The organism is Nostoc sp. CCY 9925 (genome assembly GCF_963920935.1).
Classification (GTDB): Bacteria; Cyanobacteriota; Cyanobacteriia; order Cyanobacteriales; family Nostocaceae; genus Nostoc.
Genome location: NZ_CAWUDO010000018.1, coordinates 47,023 through 64,316 on the forward strand (window position 1 = coordinate 47,023; position 17,294 = coordinate 64,316).

At 40.2% G+C, this 17,294-nt stretch carries 13 protein-coding genes; 6 read left to right on the top strand and 7 right to left on the bottom strand.

What is annotated here, in order from left to right; genetic code table 11:
- Window positions 1-22: 22 nt before the first annotated feature.
- The 4 genes from ACM0OY_RS12255 to ACM0OY_RS12270 all read left to right on the top strand — a co-directional run bounded on the left by ACM0OY_RS12255 (window position 23) and on the right by ACM0OY_RS12270 (window position 4,839).
- Complete coding sequence (locus ACM0OY_RS12255) at window positions 23-631, top strand: cell division protein SepF (RefSeq protein WP_414569125.1); 609 nt, start codon at window positions 23-25, stop codon at window positions 629-631.
- A 151-nt stretch (window positions 632-782) separates the two neighbouring features.
- The gene (gene proC / locus ACM0OY_RS12260; RefSeq protein ID WP_414569126.1) at window positions 783-1,601 is read left to right on the top strand and encodes a pyrroline-5-carboxylate reductase; all 819 of its coding nucleotides are present in this window, start codon (window positions 783-785) and stop codon (window positions 1,599-1,601) included.
- Window positions 1,602-1,828: 227 nt separating this feature from the next.
- Entirely contained in the window at window positions 1,829-4,501 is a 2,673-nt protein-coding gene (locus tag ACM0OY_RS12265; protein ID WP_414569127.1) for a DEAD/DEAH box helicase, read from the top strand.
- A gap of 179 nt (window positions 4,502-4,680) precedes the next feature.
- Window positions 4,681-4,839: a hypothetical protein gene (locus ACM0OY_RS12270; protein ID WP_414569128.1), complete on the top strand. Its 159-nt coding sequence runs from the start codon at window positions 4,681-4,683 to the stop codon at window positions 4,837-4,839.
- Here ACM0OY_RS12270 and ACM0OY_RS12275 read toward each other — a convergent pair.
- Window positions 4,836-5,213, bottom strand: coding sequence for a hypothetical protein (locus ACM0OY_RS12275; protein WP_414569129.1), 378 nt, complete (start codon window positions 5,211-5,213; stop codon window positions 4,836-4,838). The two genes, ACM0OY_RS12270 and ACM0OY_RS12275, sit on opposite strands and share 4 nt — an antisense overlap.
- Window positions 5,214-5,571: 358 nt before the next feature.
- On the opposite strand from ACM0OY_RS12275, the gene ACM0OY_RS12280 reads away from it, so the two are divergent.
- Window positions 5,572-6,132: a hypothetical protein gene (locus ACM0OY_RS12280; RefSeq protein WP_414569167.1), complete on the top strand. Its 561-nt coding sequence runs from the start codon at window positions 5,572-5,574 to the stop codon at window positions 6,130-6,132.
- 172 nt (window positions 6,133-6,304) lie between these two features.
- On the opposite strand, the gene ACM0OY_RS12285 is transcribed toward ACM0OY_RS12280, so the two are convergent.
- The gene (locus tag ACM0OY_RS12285; protein WP_414569130.1) at window positions 6,305-7,105 is read right to left on the bottom strand and encodes a DUF1838 family protein; all 801 of its coding nucleotides are present in this window, start codon (window positions 7,103-7,105) and stop codon (window positions 6,305-6,307) included.
- A gap of 147 nt (window positions 7,106-7,252) precedes the next feature.
- Between ACM0OY_RS12285 and ACM0OY_RS12290 the strand changes: the two genes are divergently transcribed.
- A complete protein-coding gene (locus ACM0OY_RS12290) occupies window positions 7,253-8,524 on the top strand; it encodes a HEAT repeat domain-containing protein (protein ID WP_414569131.1) in 1,272 nt (423 codons plus the stop codon).
- A gap of 170 nt (window positions 8,525-8,694) precedes the next feature.
- Here ACM0OY_RS12290 and ACM0OY_RS12295 read toward each other — a convergent pair whose 3' ends face one another.
- The 5 genes from ACM0OY_RS12295 to ACM0OY_RS12315 form a co-directional block, all read right to left on the bottom strand.
- The gene (locus ACM0OY_RS12295) at window positions 8,695-10,470 is read right to left on the bottom strand and encodes a sensor histidine kinase (protein ID WP_414569132.1); all 1,776 of its coding nucleotides are present in this window, start codon (window positions 10,468-10,470) and stop codon (window positions 8,695-8,697) included.
- On the bottom strand, window positions 10,467-11,447 hold the full coding sequence (phnD, locus tag ACM0OY_RS12300) for a phosphate/phosphite/phosphonate ABC transporter substrate-binding protein (protein ID WP_414569133.1): 981 nt from the start codon (window positions 11,445-11,447) through the stop codon (window positions 10,467-10,469). The genes ACM0OY_RS12295 and phnD overlap by 4 nt, the downstream gene beginning before the upstream one ends.
- A gap of 214 nt (window positions 11,448-11,661) precedes the next feature.
- Window positions 11,662-14,364, bottom strand: a complete 2,703-nt coding sequence (locus tag ACM0OY_RS12305; protein WP_414569134.1) for a PAS domain S-box protein — start codon at window positions 14,362-14,364, stop codon at window positions 11,662-11,664.
- A 485-nt stretch (window positions 14,365-14,849) separates the two neighbouring features.
- Window positions 14,850-16,025 carry a DNA double-strand break repair nuclease NurA gene (locus ACM0OY_RS12310; RefSeq protein ID WP_414569135.1) on the bottom strand — a complete coding sequence of 392 codons (1,176 nt, stop codon included), beginning with the start codon at window positions 16,023-16,025 and terminating at the stop codon, window positions 14,850-14,852.
- 123 nt (window positions 16,026-16,148) lie between these two features.
- Window positions 16,149-16,934: an HAD family hydrolase gene (locus ACM0OY_RS12315; protein WP_414569136.1), complete on the bottom strand. Its 786-nt coding sequence runs from the start codon at window positions 16,932-16,934 to the stop codon at window positions 16,149-16,151.
- Between the last annotated feature and the right edge of the window lie 360 nt (window positions 16,935-17,294).

Sequence of the window (17,294 nt, forward strand, 5' to 3'; positions counted from 1 at the left end):
TTCGCACCAGGAGAGTACAACAATGAACAACATATTTTCCAAACTCAGAGACTTTGTAGGTCTAAATGAGCAAGTGGAATACGAGTATTACGAAGAAGAACCAGATACAGACAATAATTACCAAAATCTGTATCAGCAAGAAAATCCCCAGCCAGTACCACAAGAAGCCCCAGCAACTCAAAATCGACGTTGGCGGGAACCAGTGCCTACAATGGGAGAAGAGATAGCAGCAGGGTCAAAACCAATGGGGAATGTGATTGGTATGCCAGGAGCAATTAACGGAATTTCGGAAGTTTTAGTACTCGAACCACGCACCTTTGAAGAAATGCCCCAGGCCATTCAAGCGCTGCGAGAACGCAAGTCAGTGGTATTAAATCTGACAATCATGGACCCAGATCAAGCTCAGCGAGCAGTAGATTTTGTCGCAGGTGGTACTTACGCTCTAGATGGACATCAAGAGCGCATCGGTGAAAGTATCTTTTTGTTTACGCCAAGCTGTGTACAAGTTAGCACCCAAGGAGGGGTTCTTCATGAAGTACCTCAACCTCCAGCCCGTCCATCTCGTCCCACAGGTTCTACATCTACAAATCAAAATTGGGGCAACGAACCTAACCGGATGGCAGCACAATAAAGTTAAATTAGTCTTTTGTCCTTTGTCCCTTGTCCTTTGTTAGTTAACAATAAAACAATGAGCAATACTTCGGCTTCTCTATGAGACGCTAGACGAACCCTCAGTACAAGTGACTAATGACAAACGACTAATGACCAATGGCAAATGACTAATGACTATTAAATTTGGCTTAATTGGTGGTGGGGTAATGGGAGAATCGCTGTTATCCCGCCTTATCGCGCTAGGAATTTACCAATCCTCAGAAGTCATCGTTAGCGAACCGCTACCCTCACGCCAGGAATTTTTAAAGCAGCACTACAATGTTGTTGTAACTACTGATAGTAGCCAGGTTTTCACCCAAGCAAAAGAAGTTGTGTTTTTGGCAGTGAAACCACAGGTATTTAGTACTATCGCTCAAGAATTAGCAGATATTGATATTCTGAATATAGAACACCCACCGTTGATTATTTCTATCTTAGCGGGTGTACCTTTAAGTCAGTTAGAAGCTGCATTTGTGCAATTGCCAGTCATCAGAGCAATGCCCAACACCCCAGCAACGGTGGGAGCAGGAGTTACAGCAATTTGTTCGGGTGCATACACCAACCAGAAGCATCACCAAATAGCACATCAAGTTTTTTCTGCTGTGGGGGAAGTCGTAGAAGTACCAGAAGTGCTGATGGACGCAGTGACAGGGCTATCTGGTAGCGGTCCAGCTTACGTGGCGCTGTTGGTAGAAGCACTTGCTGATGGCGGAGTAGCCGCAGGTTTACCCAGAGTCATTGCCAATCAACTAGCCTTGCAAACAGTACTGGGAACAGCGAAACTGTTGCAGGAAACCAAAATGCACCCAGCAGAACTCAAAGATCGCGTTACTAGCCCCGGTGGTACGACAATCGCTGGGATTACCAAGCTAGAAAAGGCAGGATTTCGCTCAGCTTTAATTGAAGCAGTGAAAGCTGCCACAGAGCGATCGCAAGAGCTGGGAAAATAGGAACTGGGGACTAGTGATTGCTGACTGGGGACTGGGAGATGGGGAGAGAAGGGGACAAGGAGAATAATTCCTGTACAGACGGGATTAATCGCATCTGTACCTAACTCCTAACTCAGCACTCTGCAATGCCCAGTACCCAATCCCCAATCCCCAATCGCCATTCCCACTAACGAAGTTGACAAAAGACCCGTTAGTATAGTAAACAGTCTGGTTGCAAATGTGATTGAGTGAATTATCCCGCGCCGTCTCCTGAACTTGACCTGAGGTCGATATTTCCCTTTGAACTGGATCAGTTCCAGAAAGATGCGATCGCATCCCTCAATGCTGGACGTTCCGTAGTTGTGTGTGCGCCTACAGGTTCGGGCAAAACATTAGTAGGGGAATACGCCATTTATCGCGCCCTGTCGCGAGGAAAACGTGTGTTTTACACTACTCCCCTGAAGGCGCTGTCGAATCAAAAATTACGTGATTTTCGAGAAAAATTCGGGTTTGATCTGGTGGGACTGTTAACTGGAGATGCTTCCATTAACAGGGATGCACCGATTTTGGTGATGACCACAGAAATTTTCCGAAATATGCTCTATGGTACACCCATTGGGCAAGTCGGCATTTCATTAGTAGACGTTGACGCGGTGGTGCTAGATGAGTGCCACTACATGAACGATCGCCAACGCGGTACAGTTTGGGAAGAATCAATCATCTACTGTCCCCGTGAAGTTCAACTAGCAGCCCTTTCCGCCACGGTAGCTAATAGCGATCAACTCACCGACTGGCTAAATCGCGTCCACGGGCCAACAGACCTGATTTACTCCGATTTTCGCCCAGTACCTTTGGAATTTCATTTTTGCAATCCCAAAGGATTATTTCCCCTGCTCAATGACAGCAAAACCAAAATTAACCCCCGTCTAGCTAATCGGGGCAAAAGAAGACAAGGCGATCGGGGGAAAGCTGGTAGACCAGAGGCTCCCGGCATAATTTATACCTTGAGCCACTTGCAGCAACGGGATATGCTACCAGCTATTTACTTTATCTTCAGCCGCCGGGGATGTGATAAAGCAGTGGCAGAAGTGGGTGATTTATGGCTGGTAAATAATGAAGAGTCCCAAATTTTACGGGAACAAATTGATGAGTTTTTAAACCGTAATCCTGAGGCAGGACGTTCTGGACAAATCGCTCCCTTGTACCGAGGAATTGCCGCCCATCACGCTGGGATTTTACCTGCATGGAAAGCACTGGTAGAAGAACTATTTCAGCAAGGGCTGATTAAAGTCGTATTCGCTACTGAGACACTGGCGGCGGGAATTAATATGCCCGCCCGGACAACAGTAATTTCTACCCTTTCCAAGCGTACTGACACAGGACACCGCCTCCTGAACGCTTCCGAATTCCTGCAAATGGCGGGACGGGCAGGCCGCAGAGGGATGGATAAACAAGGTCATGTGGTGACAGTACAAACTCCCTTTGAAGGATCTAAAGAAGCGGCATATTTGGCCACATCCAAGCCAGATCCTCTAGTCAGCCAGTTTACGCCCAGTTACGGTATGGTACTCAATTTGCTGCAAACCCATACCTTAGAGCAAGCCAGGGAACTGATAGAACGCAGTTTTGGGCAGTACATGGCGACGTTGCATTTAAGGCCAGAATACGATGAGATTGCCGAACTGCAAGCACAGTTAGCCCAATTACACGAACAAATCGCCGCCGTTGATGAAAATGAACTGGCTGTTTATGAGAAATTGCGGCAACGTTTAAAAGTAGAACGCCAGATATTAAAAACCCTGCAAGAACAAGCCCAGTCAGATAGACAAGAACAATTGGCGATGATGTTGGGCTTTGCAGTCTCAGGAACTCTGTTGAGTCTCAAAGGTAAAAATATTCCAGTGTCTACACCTGTAACCGCAGTCTTAGTGGGAAAAACGCCTGGTTCTGGTGAAGATCCTTACTTGGTATGCTTGGGACACGATAATCGTTGGTATGTGGCAACTACAGGGGATGTAGTGGATTTGTATGCCGAACTGCCACGAGTTGAAGTGCCACCTGAGGTGCTACCACCAGCAGAAATGCCCTTGAAACCGGGACAGTCACTCCTTGGTGGTCAAGAAACATTTGCGATCGCCACTCAGATTCCCAATGCGGTAGAGTCTTTGTATATGGCACCAGAAGTAGCCGAACAACTCAGTCGTGTTACTGCCATCCAAGAGCAACTAGAAGCTCATCCCGTGCATCAATCAGGCAATGCGGGAACGATTTTCAAACGCCGGGCCCGCTATGTCGAACTAGAAGCCGAACTCGAAGAGTTACAAGGTACAGTAGAGCAACAGTCACAACGTCATTGGGAAGAGTTTGTTAATTTAATCGCAATTCTGCAACACTTTGGCGCATTGGATAACTTAGTGCCCACACAACTAGGGCAAATGGCTGCTGCCATCCGGGGTGAAAATGAATTGTGGCTGGGTTTAGTATTCGCTAGTGGTGAATTGGACAACTTAGATCCGCACCATTTAGCAGCAGCAGCAGCGGCTTTGGTGACAGAAACTCCCCGTCCAGATAGTAAGGTTAACTTTGACCTCAGTAATGAAGTCACAGAAGCCTTGGCAAAATTGCGCGGAATTCGCCGTCAAATGTTCCAACTACAACGGCGGTATAACGTAGCATTACCTATATGGTTGGAGTTTGAGTTAATTGCCCTAGTGGAACAATGGGCGTTAGGTATGGAGTGGATAGAACTGTGCAACAACACCACTTTGGATGAAGGCGACGTGGTGAGAATTTTACGGCGGACGTTGGATTTATTATCGCAGATACCCCATGTTCCCCATTTGCCAGACTCTTTCCAGCGTAATGCTTATCGAGCAATGCAACTGATTGATAGATTCCCTGTGAATGAAGTGGTTGAATGAAGAGGACACGGGGACGCGGGAACATAGTAACACCGAAAAATTAATTTCCGCATCCCCGCGTCTTCTTGCCTCTGGTTCTAATTAAAAATGCTTTTTTCGGTTTATATACTTTGATACCACATTAGGATAAGTAGTCTTGTTGGAAATTTGGCTGAACAGCTTTGTAATGAAGGCTTTTAATGCCAAATTGTTCGACTGAGGGTAGCCGTTCGCGTAGCGTTCCGCAGGAAAGTCCAAAATCTAAAATCCCAAATTGGTACACCTATGCAAGCTATCAGAATGTTGTTAACAGTTTACTAGGAGTTATTGCGATCGCCATCAATGCTTTTGAAGCTTAGTAAACCAAGTTTCCAGTACCACGCAACTGACGCAAGGAATTTATGCAATATGGACAGTCGCAGGCGAATAATTTAATTGCTGCATCGCTTTCCTCTTCAGTAAAGTTCAACATGGCAATATTCTCATCTGATATTGATGTGACAATTGTTGCAGAACGTTGTTGAGCGGTATACGGTTGCTTTCTCTCTGAATCTCGAATACATATGAAATCTTTTCCACCATGTGGGTTGGTAATACAGGTACGACCGTCTTGTGTGTGCATTAATCGCTGAGTAGCACTAGCATGAGCAGGATGAAATACTCCCAGGGTAGATATCAGCGAAGTGAAAATCGTCGAACTGGACAGCAAATTAAGTATTAGTTTTCTGTTCATGGGTTTCCCAATAAAATGTTTCTGAACGCTAAGGCTATCCGATTAATAGTTAGAGGTCAAGTGACCTTTTATCTATTTTTATCTATATAATCAAAAATTTATCAGATTTTTAACTCTCAAGTAATAAGAAACGGAGAGTAGGGAGTAGCATTTTTGCTCAGCACTTAGCACTTTCAAGTCAGAAGGTAAAAGCTGATGAAATCATCAGTTGGTATTTTATATTTAATCGCTATGTATATCTAGTTAATTTTGGATTTTATGATTTCCAGCTTTCGCACTTTTTCATTAGAAAATGCGTAATTTGATACTTAAAATGGGTATTACAAATAAGTGTTTGAGATGAAATAGGTTTGTAATGATGATTTTAGGCTTTAGAAAGATTGGTGCTGTGTGTGCTGTATTTTTATTAGTTAGCCTTAGCAGCTTTCACAAGTCAGCAGTAGCTAGTATCAACAATCAGTCCCAACTGATAGCACAAGGACAGACTAGAACCCAGTCACATCCAGTTTTTAAGTCTATTCTGCCCAAATTAAAGCAAAAAACTCAAATTAAGATTTTATTGCCGAAGTTTATTCCTGAGTCGGATGGGGAAAACCCAATTTACGCGATTATAGAAACTGCTAGCCAAAAGAAGTACGATATTTTACTCGGCTTTAGTCCCGACTGTAGTGGTGGAACTGCTTGCCGTTTAGGTGTGCTTTCTGCTGAAGCAGTAACTCGGAAAACACCACGCCTCAGTGGTAAAGCTGTGTCTTTAGCTAAGGGCATTACTGGCTATTTTGTGGATTTTAGTTGTGGTGCTAATTGTTCAGATGCTACCTTGACTTGGCGACAACAGGGTGTGCAATATACTGTGGGATTGAAAGCAGGCGATCGCACTTCTTTAGTGAAAATGGCTAATTCTGCGATTAATCCGTGAGTCGGTTTGGATGATATGGCAGGGAATAGGCAATAGGCAATAAGGGTGTAAGGGTTTCTTTCAACTACATCCATACACCCCTTGTCTGAACCCTCGATTCTCAACAATCAACAATCAACAGCCACCGCTGATATTTTTCACAACTCAAATAGAATTGCTATCTAAAAACCAATCAAGAGGTTTCCTCTAATGGGAAAATATCGCCGCGCAAGTATGACTCAAAGTATTTTTTAAAGTACTGAATACTCGTCATATTAGGTTCATCGCTTTCTGTCGGCGTGAATTCATAAATTGGGACTTTTTCTCTTACTAGTTTGACCAATTTAGGATCGAGTTTTTCAAAAGCATCTACTCTAAATATTGTGGTTTCAAATCTTAATTTTGCTGGATGAGCATATCCTAATTTCATCCAAGGCATCCAAGGACAATCTCTTGCCCATTTAGCAGGAGGAACTTCAGTTACATCGGGTCGGCAGGCATTTGATATAAAATATTCAACACCCTTAAACTTTTCTCCAGGGCAATAATCTGAATATTTACTATCTCCTGCTAAGGGATGCGGATATTCTAAAGGAATTTCCATTACAGAGGTGAGATATCCCTTCCCTTGAGGTATGATAAATTTTTTTGGTTTGACTGAGCCTTGGACGATTCTATTAGCTATATGTACTACTGGTACTGGTTGATTTGCTGTTGGCGATTGCCAAAAATGGAGAATTTCTTGAGTATTTGGGTCACAAAATAAGCCTAATTCTCTATTGATACGATATCCGACTTCACCATACTCAGAATCAGGTTTGATAAATACTTTTGTCGCATTCATCCCAATAATAGAGAACAATTTTTCTTTTGGTTTTTCCGGTGTCTCTTGCCACCAAATTTCTCCAGACCAATTGTAGTAAAGCTGTAATCCATGATTTTTTTTGTAAAAATCAAGATTATTAAGTTCGTAATCATCTAAATAATCACTCATATTTATTTTGGATTTTGGATTTTGGATTGAGAGTGTTGACTATTGGCTGTTGACTCAGGAGTTATTCTCCTTGTCCCCCCGTCTGTACGTCCCCAGTCCCTAGTACGATGGTAAACGTGATAATTCTTCTCAGCAATTAACAAATCAATGGATAAACGGTTTTTTAGCATTTTTGGGCTAACAGAAGAACAAGCGATCGCCATTATTGATACACCTTTAGAACAACTTGAAGACGCTTCTGATAAATACATTGCTGTTTCGCATTTGATTAATTACCCCACAGAACAATCGATCGCAGCTTTGGTGCGGGCGATTGAAACCAGTAACCCGACTGAGTTAGACCACCGCATTGTTCGACGTAAGGCTGTAGAAAGTCTGGGACGATTGCAAGCTGAATCAGCTTTACCTGTAATTCGCCAGTGCCTTAGGGATGACGATATTTATACTGTGGAAAATACTGTGTGGGCAATTGGGGAAATTGGGACTAAAGACCCAGAAATCTTGGAAGAAGTAGCACAGTTACTGGATAAACCAGGTCAAATTTATCGAGTAATTATTCATACTTTGGCTGATGCTAATTATCAGCCATCTTTGGAACGTATACGTAAATTTATTGAAGCAGAGGATGAACCTACTCGTAGTGCAGCGATCGCTACAGTTTGTCGGTTTACGGGTGACTATTCCCAAATAACTGAGGTAATCGCATTGTTGCAGAGTAGCAATGTGAATGCACGACGTGGTTGTATTCAAGATTTAATTGATTCGCGCTACTACAAAGCTATCCCAGAAATCGCCCGTTGTGCTGTATCTTTGGTGTTCCGATTGCGAGGATTGCGGATGCTTTTAAATGCAGGTGTCCCATCGGGTGAAATTACTTTTGCAGAAGTTCAACCTTACTTAGAACAAGTATTGTACGATCATCCCAATGATATTGATTTAGTACATGAATATGACGTTACGCCTGTATTGAATTTTGCGATCGAAGAACTCTATCAAACTGATTTTGGACGGTGCTATTTAGCAACAAAAACTTTACTAGATACCTATCACCAGGAAGCACCAGCAGCACTTTTAGCGACTTATGCAGATAAAGCATATAACGATTATGGCGCTCATTATCATGTGATGAAACTATTGGGTTGGTTAAAATATGCTCCTGCTTACGATTTATTAGTAGAAAATTTGCACAATCGCGAACCTCAATTTCAAAAATCTCGTGCTGCTTGTGCGATCGCTCTTGGTCAATTGGGTAACCCAAAAGCAATTCCTGAACTCAAAATTTGCCTAAATTCGCCAATTTGGGATTTGAAATATGCTTGTTTATTGGCGCTAGACCGCTTAGGAGATTCCTCTGGTCGAGAAATTGGCGCTCAGGATGCTGACTGGTTAATTAGAGCTAAAGCAGAGAGTAATAACTAGTTAAGAATCATTGAATTTTGGATTTTAGATTTGAGGATAAATCCAAAATTCAAAATATCAATAATTTATTTTTTAATTAGTTGATTTTTTAATTAAATTTTGGAGCGATCGCAAATGATAATTCAATATTTTCCCAATATTTAATAGTTGATATCCAGCGAATAATACGGTTAATAATTACTCTGGACAATTGAACCTTGCCAATCAATAGGCAATTTTAATTCATTAGAGTTTAGTGGTTTTTGGATCTGATGCAAAGGAATCTCAATCCAAAACTCGGTTCCTTTGCCTAATTGTGAATTACATTGCAGCACTCCAGAGTGTTTTTGCACAATAATTTGATAGCTAATCGATAATCCTAGTCCTGTTCCCTGACCTACAGGTTTAGTCGTGAAAAATGGATCAAACAATTTTTGCTTAACTTCTTCGGTCATCCCTGGCCCGTTATCTGCAATTTTCACTACCACTCGGTTATTGTTAATAAGTTTAGTATTAATTATAATCTGACTAGGATTGCTCTCAATCTCTTGTTTTTCACGTTGGGCATTGTACATATCCAGAGCATCGATCGCATTATTAATCACGTTCATAAACACCTGATTTAATTGCCCTGCATAACACTCTACCAGAGGCAACTCACCATATTCCTTGATAATTTCAATTTTGGGATGTTCTGGCTTGCCTTTGAAGCGATTCTGTAAAATCAGCAGTGTACTTTCAATTCCTTCATGAATATCAACTTCTTTCATATCTGCTTCATCTAGATGAGAGAAGGTGCGTAAAGACAAGACAATTTGCTCAATTCGGCGCGATCCCATTTTCATTGAACTGAGAATTTTGGGCAGATCCTCTACTACAAATTCTAAATCAATCTCATCAATTTTTTCCTGAATTTTCTGTCTAGAATTGGGAAATTCTTTTTGATAAATTTGTACTAATTCTAGCAGTTGTTGTGTGTATTCGCTGACGTAAATAATATTGCCAGAAATAAAGTTAACGGGGTTATTAATTTCGTGCGCTACTCCTGCCACAAGTTGCCCTAGACTAGACATTTTTTCAGTTTGAATCAGTTGAGCTTGTGTGGTTTGGAGTTCTTTTAAAGCTTTCTGAAGTTCTAACTGTGCCTGTTTGCGTTCAGAAATTTCCAACTCCAGGCGTTGGTTTATGTGGGTTAATTCAGTGTTTTTCATTAAAGTTTCACGAGACTCGGCTAGCTTCATTGCCATATGGTTAAATGCATCGGCAAGATCTTCTACTTCATCTTTCGTGTGAATATCTAGACGATAATCTAAGTTACCAGCTGCAATTTCTGACGTTCCTGTTTGTAAATTCTGCAAAGACTTAACTATTGGACGCAAAATCAACATAAATTTGCTCACAAATAAAATTATAATTACTTGTACAACTGCAAAGGAAATAATTCTCTGCACTTGATATAAGTTTTCTAACTGTTGTTCAACTAAAATACTCTGCTGATTTGCACGTTCAATCAGTTGAGCAAGAAACAACTCAATGTCTCTGTCAAAAGAATTAATAGCTCTAAAATACTGTTGAGAATCTGCTAGAAAAGTGTCGTTGGAATTGCGGTGAGTTAATTGATTTGCCAACTGGCTAAGAAATTGGTGACGGCGACGAATAACTGAGATTTCCTTAGCATTTGGCATCAAGTTTTCTAATTGGTTGAGAGAGTCGAGAAACTGAATTGAAGAGTTAACCATTGCTGTATCTTGACTCTTGAGTAAAACAATATCCTTGAGTTCAATAATTTCAGATTTTAAAGCATTTTCGGCAGTCAGAGCAACTTTAATAGTTTCGGTAGTTCGATTGCTTTTTTCACGGATAGTCTGCTTAATTTGCTGGACAGCTACAGCATTACCAACAAGAATTGCTATTATCAGTCCGACAGACACAGCGGAACCCGTTAAAAATTTGGTAGAGATTTTCATTTTGTCGGAACAGAAATTAAGTTGAGATCTTTTCGGAATTGCTCAATAGCAGCATAATCTGAAGGGGTAACAAGGGTGTATCCGGCTGACTCAATTCCTAGAATATCCTCAAGACCTTCTGGGCTGCTAAGAAAAGCTTGCTTGAGTTGTTGAATTAACTCTGGAGGTAATTTTTTAGATACTACTATTGGAAAATTCAGTATAGGAGCAGATTGCCACACTAATCTATAGTTTTGAGGTGTTAATTTGCCAATTTTTTGTCGCTTCAAATATGAAGAAATATTAGTAGCCGAGGCATCAACAATACCATCTTCTAATGCAGCCAGACTTTTGCTATGACTCCCAGTATAGATGACCTGAGAAAAATCGCGTTTGTAATCAATTTCTAGTTTTTTAAAAGTAGCTAGTGGCATCAAATAGCCAGAGGTTGATAATTTGTCCACAAAGGCAATGCGCTTACCTTTGAGGTCTTTTAAGGTTTTAATGGGGCTATCTTGTTTGACGATGATACACGCGCGATACCAGGGTTCTCCTGTATGTTTATCGATCGCAGCAACCAAAGGTTCAATTTTAGCACCCCGGTCTACTGCTTCCAGATAGCTCACAGGCCCCAAATAAGCCATATCCAACTTATCCTGCACCAACAAATCAATAATTTGCTGGTAACTTTTGCCAATTTGGAAGTCTAGTGAAATTGCGATCGCATTTTGTTTCTTCTGAATTCCTTCTGTGTTTTGTCTTGTCTGTCTCCCTATTGTCTTTAATTGTGGGTCAATTTTATCTCCTCCCCCAAAAGATTGCTCTAAGTATTCTTTGAGAGGTTTAATCATCCGTTCTTGCTCTATTAAATTTTCCGTGGGAACCACACCAATTTTTAATTTATACAAATTCTGTTTATTATTAATTGGGACTTTATCCACAATAGAGTAATTATTTGGAGATACTATTCCACTACAACCTGTAGTCACTATTGTCATGATTATCGTTAAAATTAAAACTATATTTTTACTCAATAAATAATATCTGATAACGAGCCACGGTGCTACTAAGGACTGCTTCATAATTACATTTAGGAGTGGGGAGTAGGGGTTTAGCAATTCTAAACTCTTAGAGGGAGTAGGGAGTTAGGAATTAAAAGTTAAGAGTTATTATTCTCTCTGTACTCCTCATCTCCCCATTCCCTATTCGCTTTTAAATTGGAATTTGAATCCAGAATTCTGTACCTTGTCCCTCTTCTGATATACACTTGAGAATTCCACCATGTTTTTCTACTACAATTTGGTAGCTAATTGACAGTCCTAGTCCTGTTCCTTTACCAACAGGTTTAGTTGTGAAAAATGGATCGAATAAGCGCGTTCTCACTTCTTCTGGAATTCCGCCTCCATTATCGGTAATCCGAATTACAACAAAATTCTGGTCGAAAATTTCTGTCCGTATTCTAATCTGGGGTTTTGTTGTTGTTTTTCCCTGGACTTTTAATTCTTCTAATGCATCGATCGCATTAGTCAAGATATTCATAAATACTTGATTTAGCTGTCCTGGATAACAGTCAATTAAGGGCAAATCCGCATATTCTTTGACAATAGATATATCTAGCCCAATACCATTATTTTTCCAGCGGTGATGCAAAATTAATAAAGTGTTATCAATTCCTTCGTGAATATTAACTTGTTTTTTCTCAGCTTCATCATGGCGGGAAAAATTTCGTAATCCTAAAACAATTTCGCGGATACGAGTAGTACCCATTTCCATTGAAGATAGGAGTTTATAAAGGTCACTAGTAATAAAATTTAAATCAATTTTTTCAGCAAAATCTTCAATTTCTATCTCAGGGTTGGGATAGTGTTGCTGATAGAGGTGCAAGAGAGTTAGTAATTCTTGAAAATATTCGTGAGCATAAGTTAAATTGCCGTGAATAAAATTAACTGGATTATTAATTTCATGGGCAACACCAGCTACTAATTGTCCCAAGCTAGACATTTTTTCATGTTGGATCAGTTGAGATTGAGTTTGCTGCAACTGATACAAAGTTGTAGTGAGTTTTTCGGCTTGAGTTTGAGCAGCTAAAGTAGCAGAACGACTTTGAGTATAAAGTTGTGCATGATCTATGGCGATGGCTAGTTGGTCGCAAACAGCTTGTAAGAGACTTATTTCACTATTACTCCAAATGCGATCGCCACTACAATGACTGCAAACAATTGCCCCAATTTCCCCGGAATTACTCTTAACTGGTAGCACTAGTTGAGCTGTAATACCAAACTCAGTTAAAAGCTCTTGCATATCATCATCAAGATGTGGTTTACGATTAATATCGTCGATACAAATTAGCTCTTGAGAGAGAAGTATTTTGGTGAAACAATCGCTTTTTTGCTGCGGAATAGTACCTAACATCGTCGCTAAATTAGGCGAGTTAGGGTTTCGTGCTTCAGAGGTAATAGTCAGGCTTGGCTGGGATGACTGCGCTGAATAAGAAATAAAGTAACAACGGTCAATCTGTAATAAACTACGAATTTCATTAACAGCAGTTTCTAGGATGATATCTAAGTCAAGAGAACTGCGGATTTGACTAGCTAAACGCAGTAATAATGCTTCGCGACGGCTGAGGAGTTCTTCTCTAGCCCAAATCCGGTCAATAGCTACAGCAATATTATTCGCAATCCAATTTAACAAATTATGAGTTGGTTCGCTAAACAATTGCTGGCTAAATAAAGCTATGATGCCGATTAATTGCTGCTCTACTATTAAAGGATAGGCAGAAAAGCGAAAAATAGAGAATGCAGAATTGAGTAGTAATTCTGGATGATTAATTGTTAATTCTTGGTTAAAAATAGCTTGATGGTTTTGAGTCATTAAGCCAACAATATTATTGGCTAAAACCATGTGATTGGGAAAATCTTGGCTATTGTTTAAAGCACTACAGGTAATATCTGTGCAATGAACGCCAGCTTGTAATTCTGGCTGGTTTGTCTGTCCCTCAAAAGTCCAGATACAAACAAAGGCGATCTTCAAGTATTGTGAAATAGTGTTTGTACAGTTTTGCAGAATTTCTGCAAGTGTACCACTTTGAGATAATGCTAAGCTAATTTCTGCACTCAAAAGTGATAAACGCGATCGCTCTACTAAAGCTAACTCTGAAAGCTTGCGCTGTGTAATGTCAGTACGAATTGATACATATTGATAGGGATTTCCATCGGAGTCTAACATTGGGGTAATCAGAGTATCTACCCAATAAAAAGTCCCATCTTTGGCTTTATTTTTGATTTCTCCCTTCCAAATTTTGCCTTTTTTAATAGTTATCCACAAATTATCAAAGAATTCTTTTGGATGATAGCCAGAATTAATAATTCGATGGTCTTGTCCTAAAAGTTCTTCTCTAGTATATTTAGAAACTTGACAAAACTGGTCATTAGCATAGGTGATTCTGCCTCTTTTATCAGTAATAGCTACCAATGAATGAGCATTCAAGGCAAATTTAAAAGCTTCTAATTCTCGGATAAGTTTTTGGAAAGCGATTTCATTCTCTTTATTCAGAGTAATATCACGAGCTACTGCATAAATTAACTTTTCCTCTATGAAGGCTGTTGCATTCCATGATAGCCATTTATAACTACCATCCTGACAAAGATAGCGGTTTTCAAAATAAGTTGCATCTATAGATTGTGTAATTTTTCCGGCTGCTAGAATAGTTGATTTTCGGTCTTCAGGGTGAACAAATTCGATAAAGGGTTTAGCAAGCAATTCCTGTGTTGACCAACCTAGCGTTTTTGTCCATACTGGATTTAAATACATGAAATAACCATCAAAACTAGCAATACACAGTAAATCTATAGAAAGTGAGAAAAATCGAGAATATTTTTCTTCCAATTGCTGCAACTCAGATTTAGCTAGTTTCATCAGTTTTTAGGTATAAAACTTATTTAATATTTGTCAAATAAGCCAATACGTTTTTCGTAAATCGAATAACCATCCTCGTCAGATATTATCTAGTTAGAGGCTGCCTAACATCTATTCTGATTCAGACTAATATGCGAATAAATACGTAATTAGCTTAACATTGGGAGTCAAAATATAGCTTTTTTCTATTGAATAGACTAGCTTGGTGTTAACTCAATCCTCTGTTGAATATAGGTTTCCCTAAAAAACTATAAAGTAAACATTTATATTTTATATAAAAGATAAGAAGTGTTATTTTACGTAAACTGAATTAATAAAACGCCACAAGAAAAACATCAGGGCCAACAAGTTACTTGGCACGAGTAGTAGTCTGCTAAAGTCTTTTTGAAAGGTGGGGAAAAGGGTAAAGATTTTAAACCCTTGCCCTTCCTCTTTACCCTTTCCCCAATCTACACCTATGAATATTTGCGTGGTGAACTAGTAGTTTATGCAATACTTCCTCGCTTTCTGGCTTCTTTGTAGGAAGTTCCAACATTTTTTAAACCAGCTTTAATCATTTGTTGTTCTAGGAGGGCAAAGAAACGCGCTTTATCTCCACCTTTTACCACTGCTTGATTATGAGCTTCAGCGATCGCCACTGGATATCCGTATCCTTTTTGTACTTGCGCTAACATCAGTCCTAGTGCTTGATTTAACAAGTCTGTATTTTGTGCTACCCATGCCGGAACTTCAATCCGGGCAATTTCGGTGCCAACATGGACATAACAAAAGTAAATAATTTGGTCGCCGTAGAGTTCAAGAATCGGATTATTACTGCGCCATAGGGTACTGCGTTGTCCTGGTTGGAGTCGAGTTGCCCAAAGAGAAGTATCTCGTAGCTGTTCAAAAACTTTACAAGGTACTTTTTCTAGTTGATTTGGGCAATAAGTTTTACAGTCTGGGACTTTATGGGGACAAGCCAACAACCGTAAAAAATTCATGCCTTCGATGTTGCGGGAGGCACTAAGATAGCCCATCAAGGGAATTTGAGCATCACGCATTTGCTCCCAAGCTTCCAGAATAGGGGGTAAAATGCGATCGCGTGCATCCATCGGTAACTGTTCCAAAAACCAGTATATTAAGGAACCATCTACCATCGCTAGCGCTGGTGCTTCTGCTTTGGCTGCACAGGCTAATTCAGCTAAAACCGTTGTCTCTGAGGCAGTCCGGCGAAAACTCATCCATTCCTCAGTACGAATTCCCCATTGCCGAGACATGTATAAATCTTCCGGACGATAAAAGACCTCTGGCAAACTATCGAGTAGAGGATGGCGATTTTGTCCGTAGTGCAAGACGACTCTGCCGATATTTAACAGATAACAATAAGCAATTTCGTGGTGGTTAGGGGCAATTTGGGAACCATCGGTAGCGATGACAGTATGAATTTTTGGCGGAACTGGGATATCAATGCAGGTTTCTAGCGGCTCAACTGGGGTAGCATTAGCAAAGAGAATGCGATCGCGCCATTTCTCCTGGCGATCGATTAAATCTTGTTGAGACTCGTAAGCATTTTTTAGATGTTGTTGTGCCAATTCTAAACGCTGGCGGCTAGCAGCAGCTTCTAAAGAAAGATGCTGACTTAATCCCTGCATTTGTCGCGCTAATTTCGTCAGGTCAAGCATAAATTTTTAAACCTAAATAAGTTATAAAAAATGAGCCATACATACAGCAGTCATAATTAAGAAAGTGAAATTTTGGATGTTAACTGTTGACTGTCAACAGTTAACAGTATATGTCTTCGTTTTTCAATGCCAAGCAGAGAAATCTTTGGCAAACTGAGACAGTGATAACAGATGAATTCGCGGATCGTGTTGGGCAGATTCCCTTTCTGTTTGGGTATTATAGCCCCAATCTGCAAGCAAAAGTTTCACATCTTCAAGGTCTGTTTGCTGTTTAACTAATTGCAAAGTCTTGAGTCTATCTTCGACAAACCAAAGACTAACTGGTTTGTCTAGTTCTGTCTGCTTTAATTCTCGTAAAATCTCGTATTTGGGACGCTTTACTTCTTTGCCAAAAATTGCTGCTGCTGGTAAAGTCACCCCTTCTTGTTGTAACAACTGTTGTACAAAACGCCCTTCTTTAGTTGTCACAATATATAGCTTAACCCCATCGGCAACAGTTAATTTAATTTTTTCGACTACACCCGGATAAAATCTATGCAGACTTAGCCAGCCGTCTAAATCTGTAGCAATCCATTCATCTCGCAGATTATCTAGCTTTGCGCCAATTTCTCTTGCCTGTAGTTTATCGTCTAACAATATTTGTGGAGTAATAGTTACCCACTCATGAAGAATCTTTTCATCAGAAATTCCATTCATCAAGGCTTTGATTAAAACAGGCATTTCCCAACCTGTTTCAATCACAGGGCGTAGGCGATAGAATCTCAAAGCTAAATCATCTGGCGGTGTGTCGTTAGCAGATGACCAAATTTCAGAGTAGGTACGCCATGCTACCTCAAAATATTCAATTAGTCCGTCGCAAATCACTCCATCAAAGTCTAGGGCTAAAATCGTGGGACTACTTGCTATCATTTTTTTGAGGATGAAACTGCTGTTTCAGCTTAACTGAACTAGTAATAATTTTTTGTATCAGGACTCTGACGGGAAAAGAATCTGCTTTATTATTCCCTTGGGATTAACTCTTCATGATTCCCAAGCACCTTGACTTTTTGCTTTCCAATAGTACCCATAGGGGTACTATGACTTTGATAATCGAAATGTCATTATTTTAATATAAATCTCTCGGTGTAAATCTACTGACTGGCAAGAAAGTAGGGTAAGTGCTTTTTTTCATACTTAGCGATCGCTTGCTATCTACCCTACTTCAGGTAATACTATATCCAAAATTCCTTGCAACATAACCTAATCGGCTCTAAGGACGTACAGCACGTC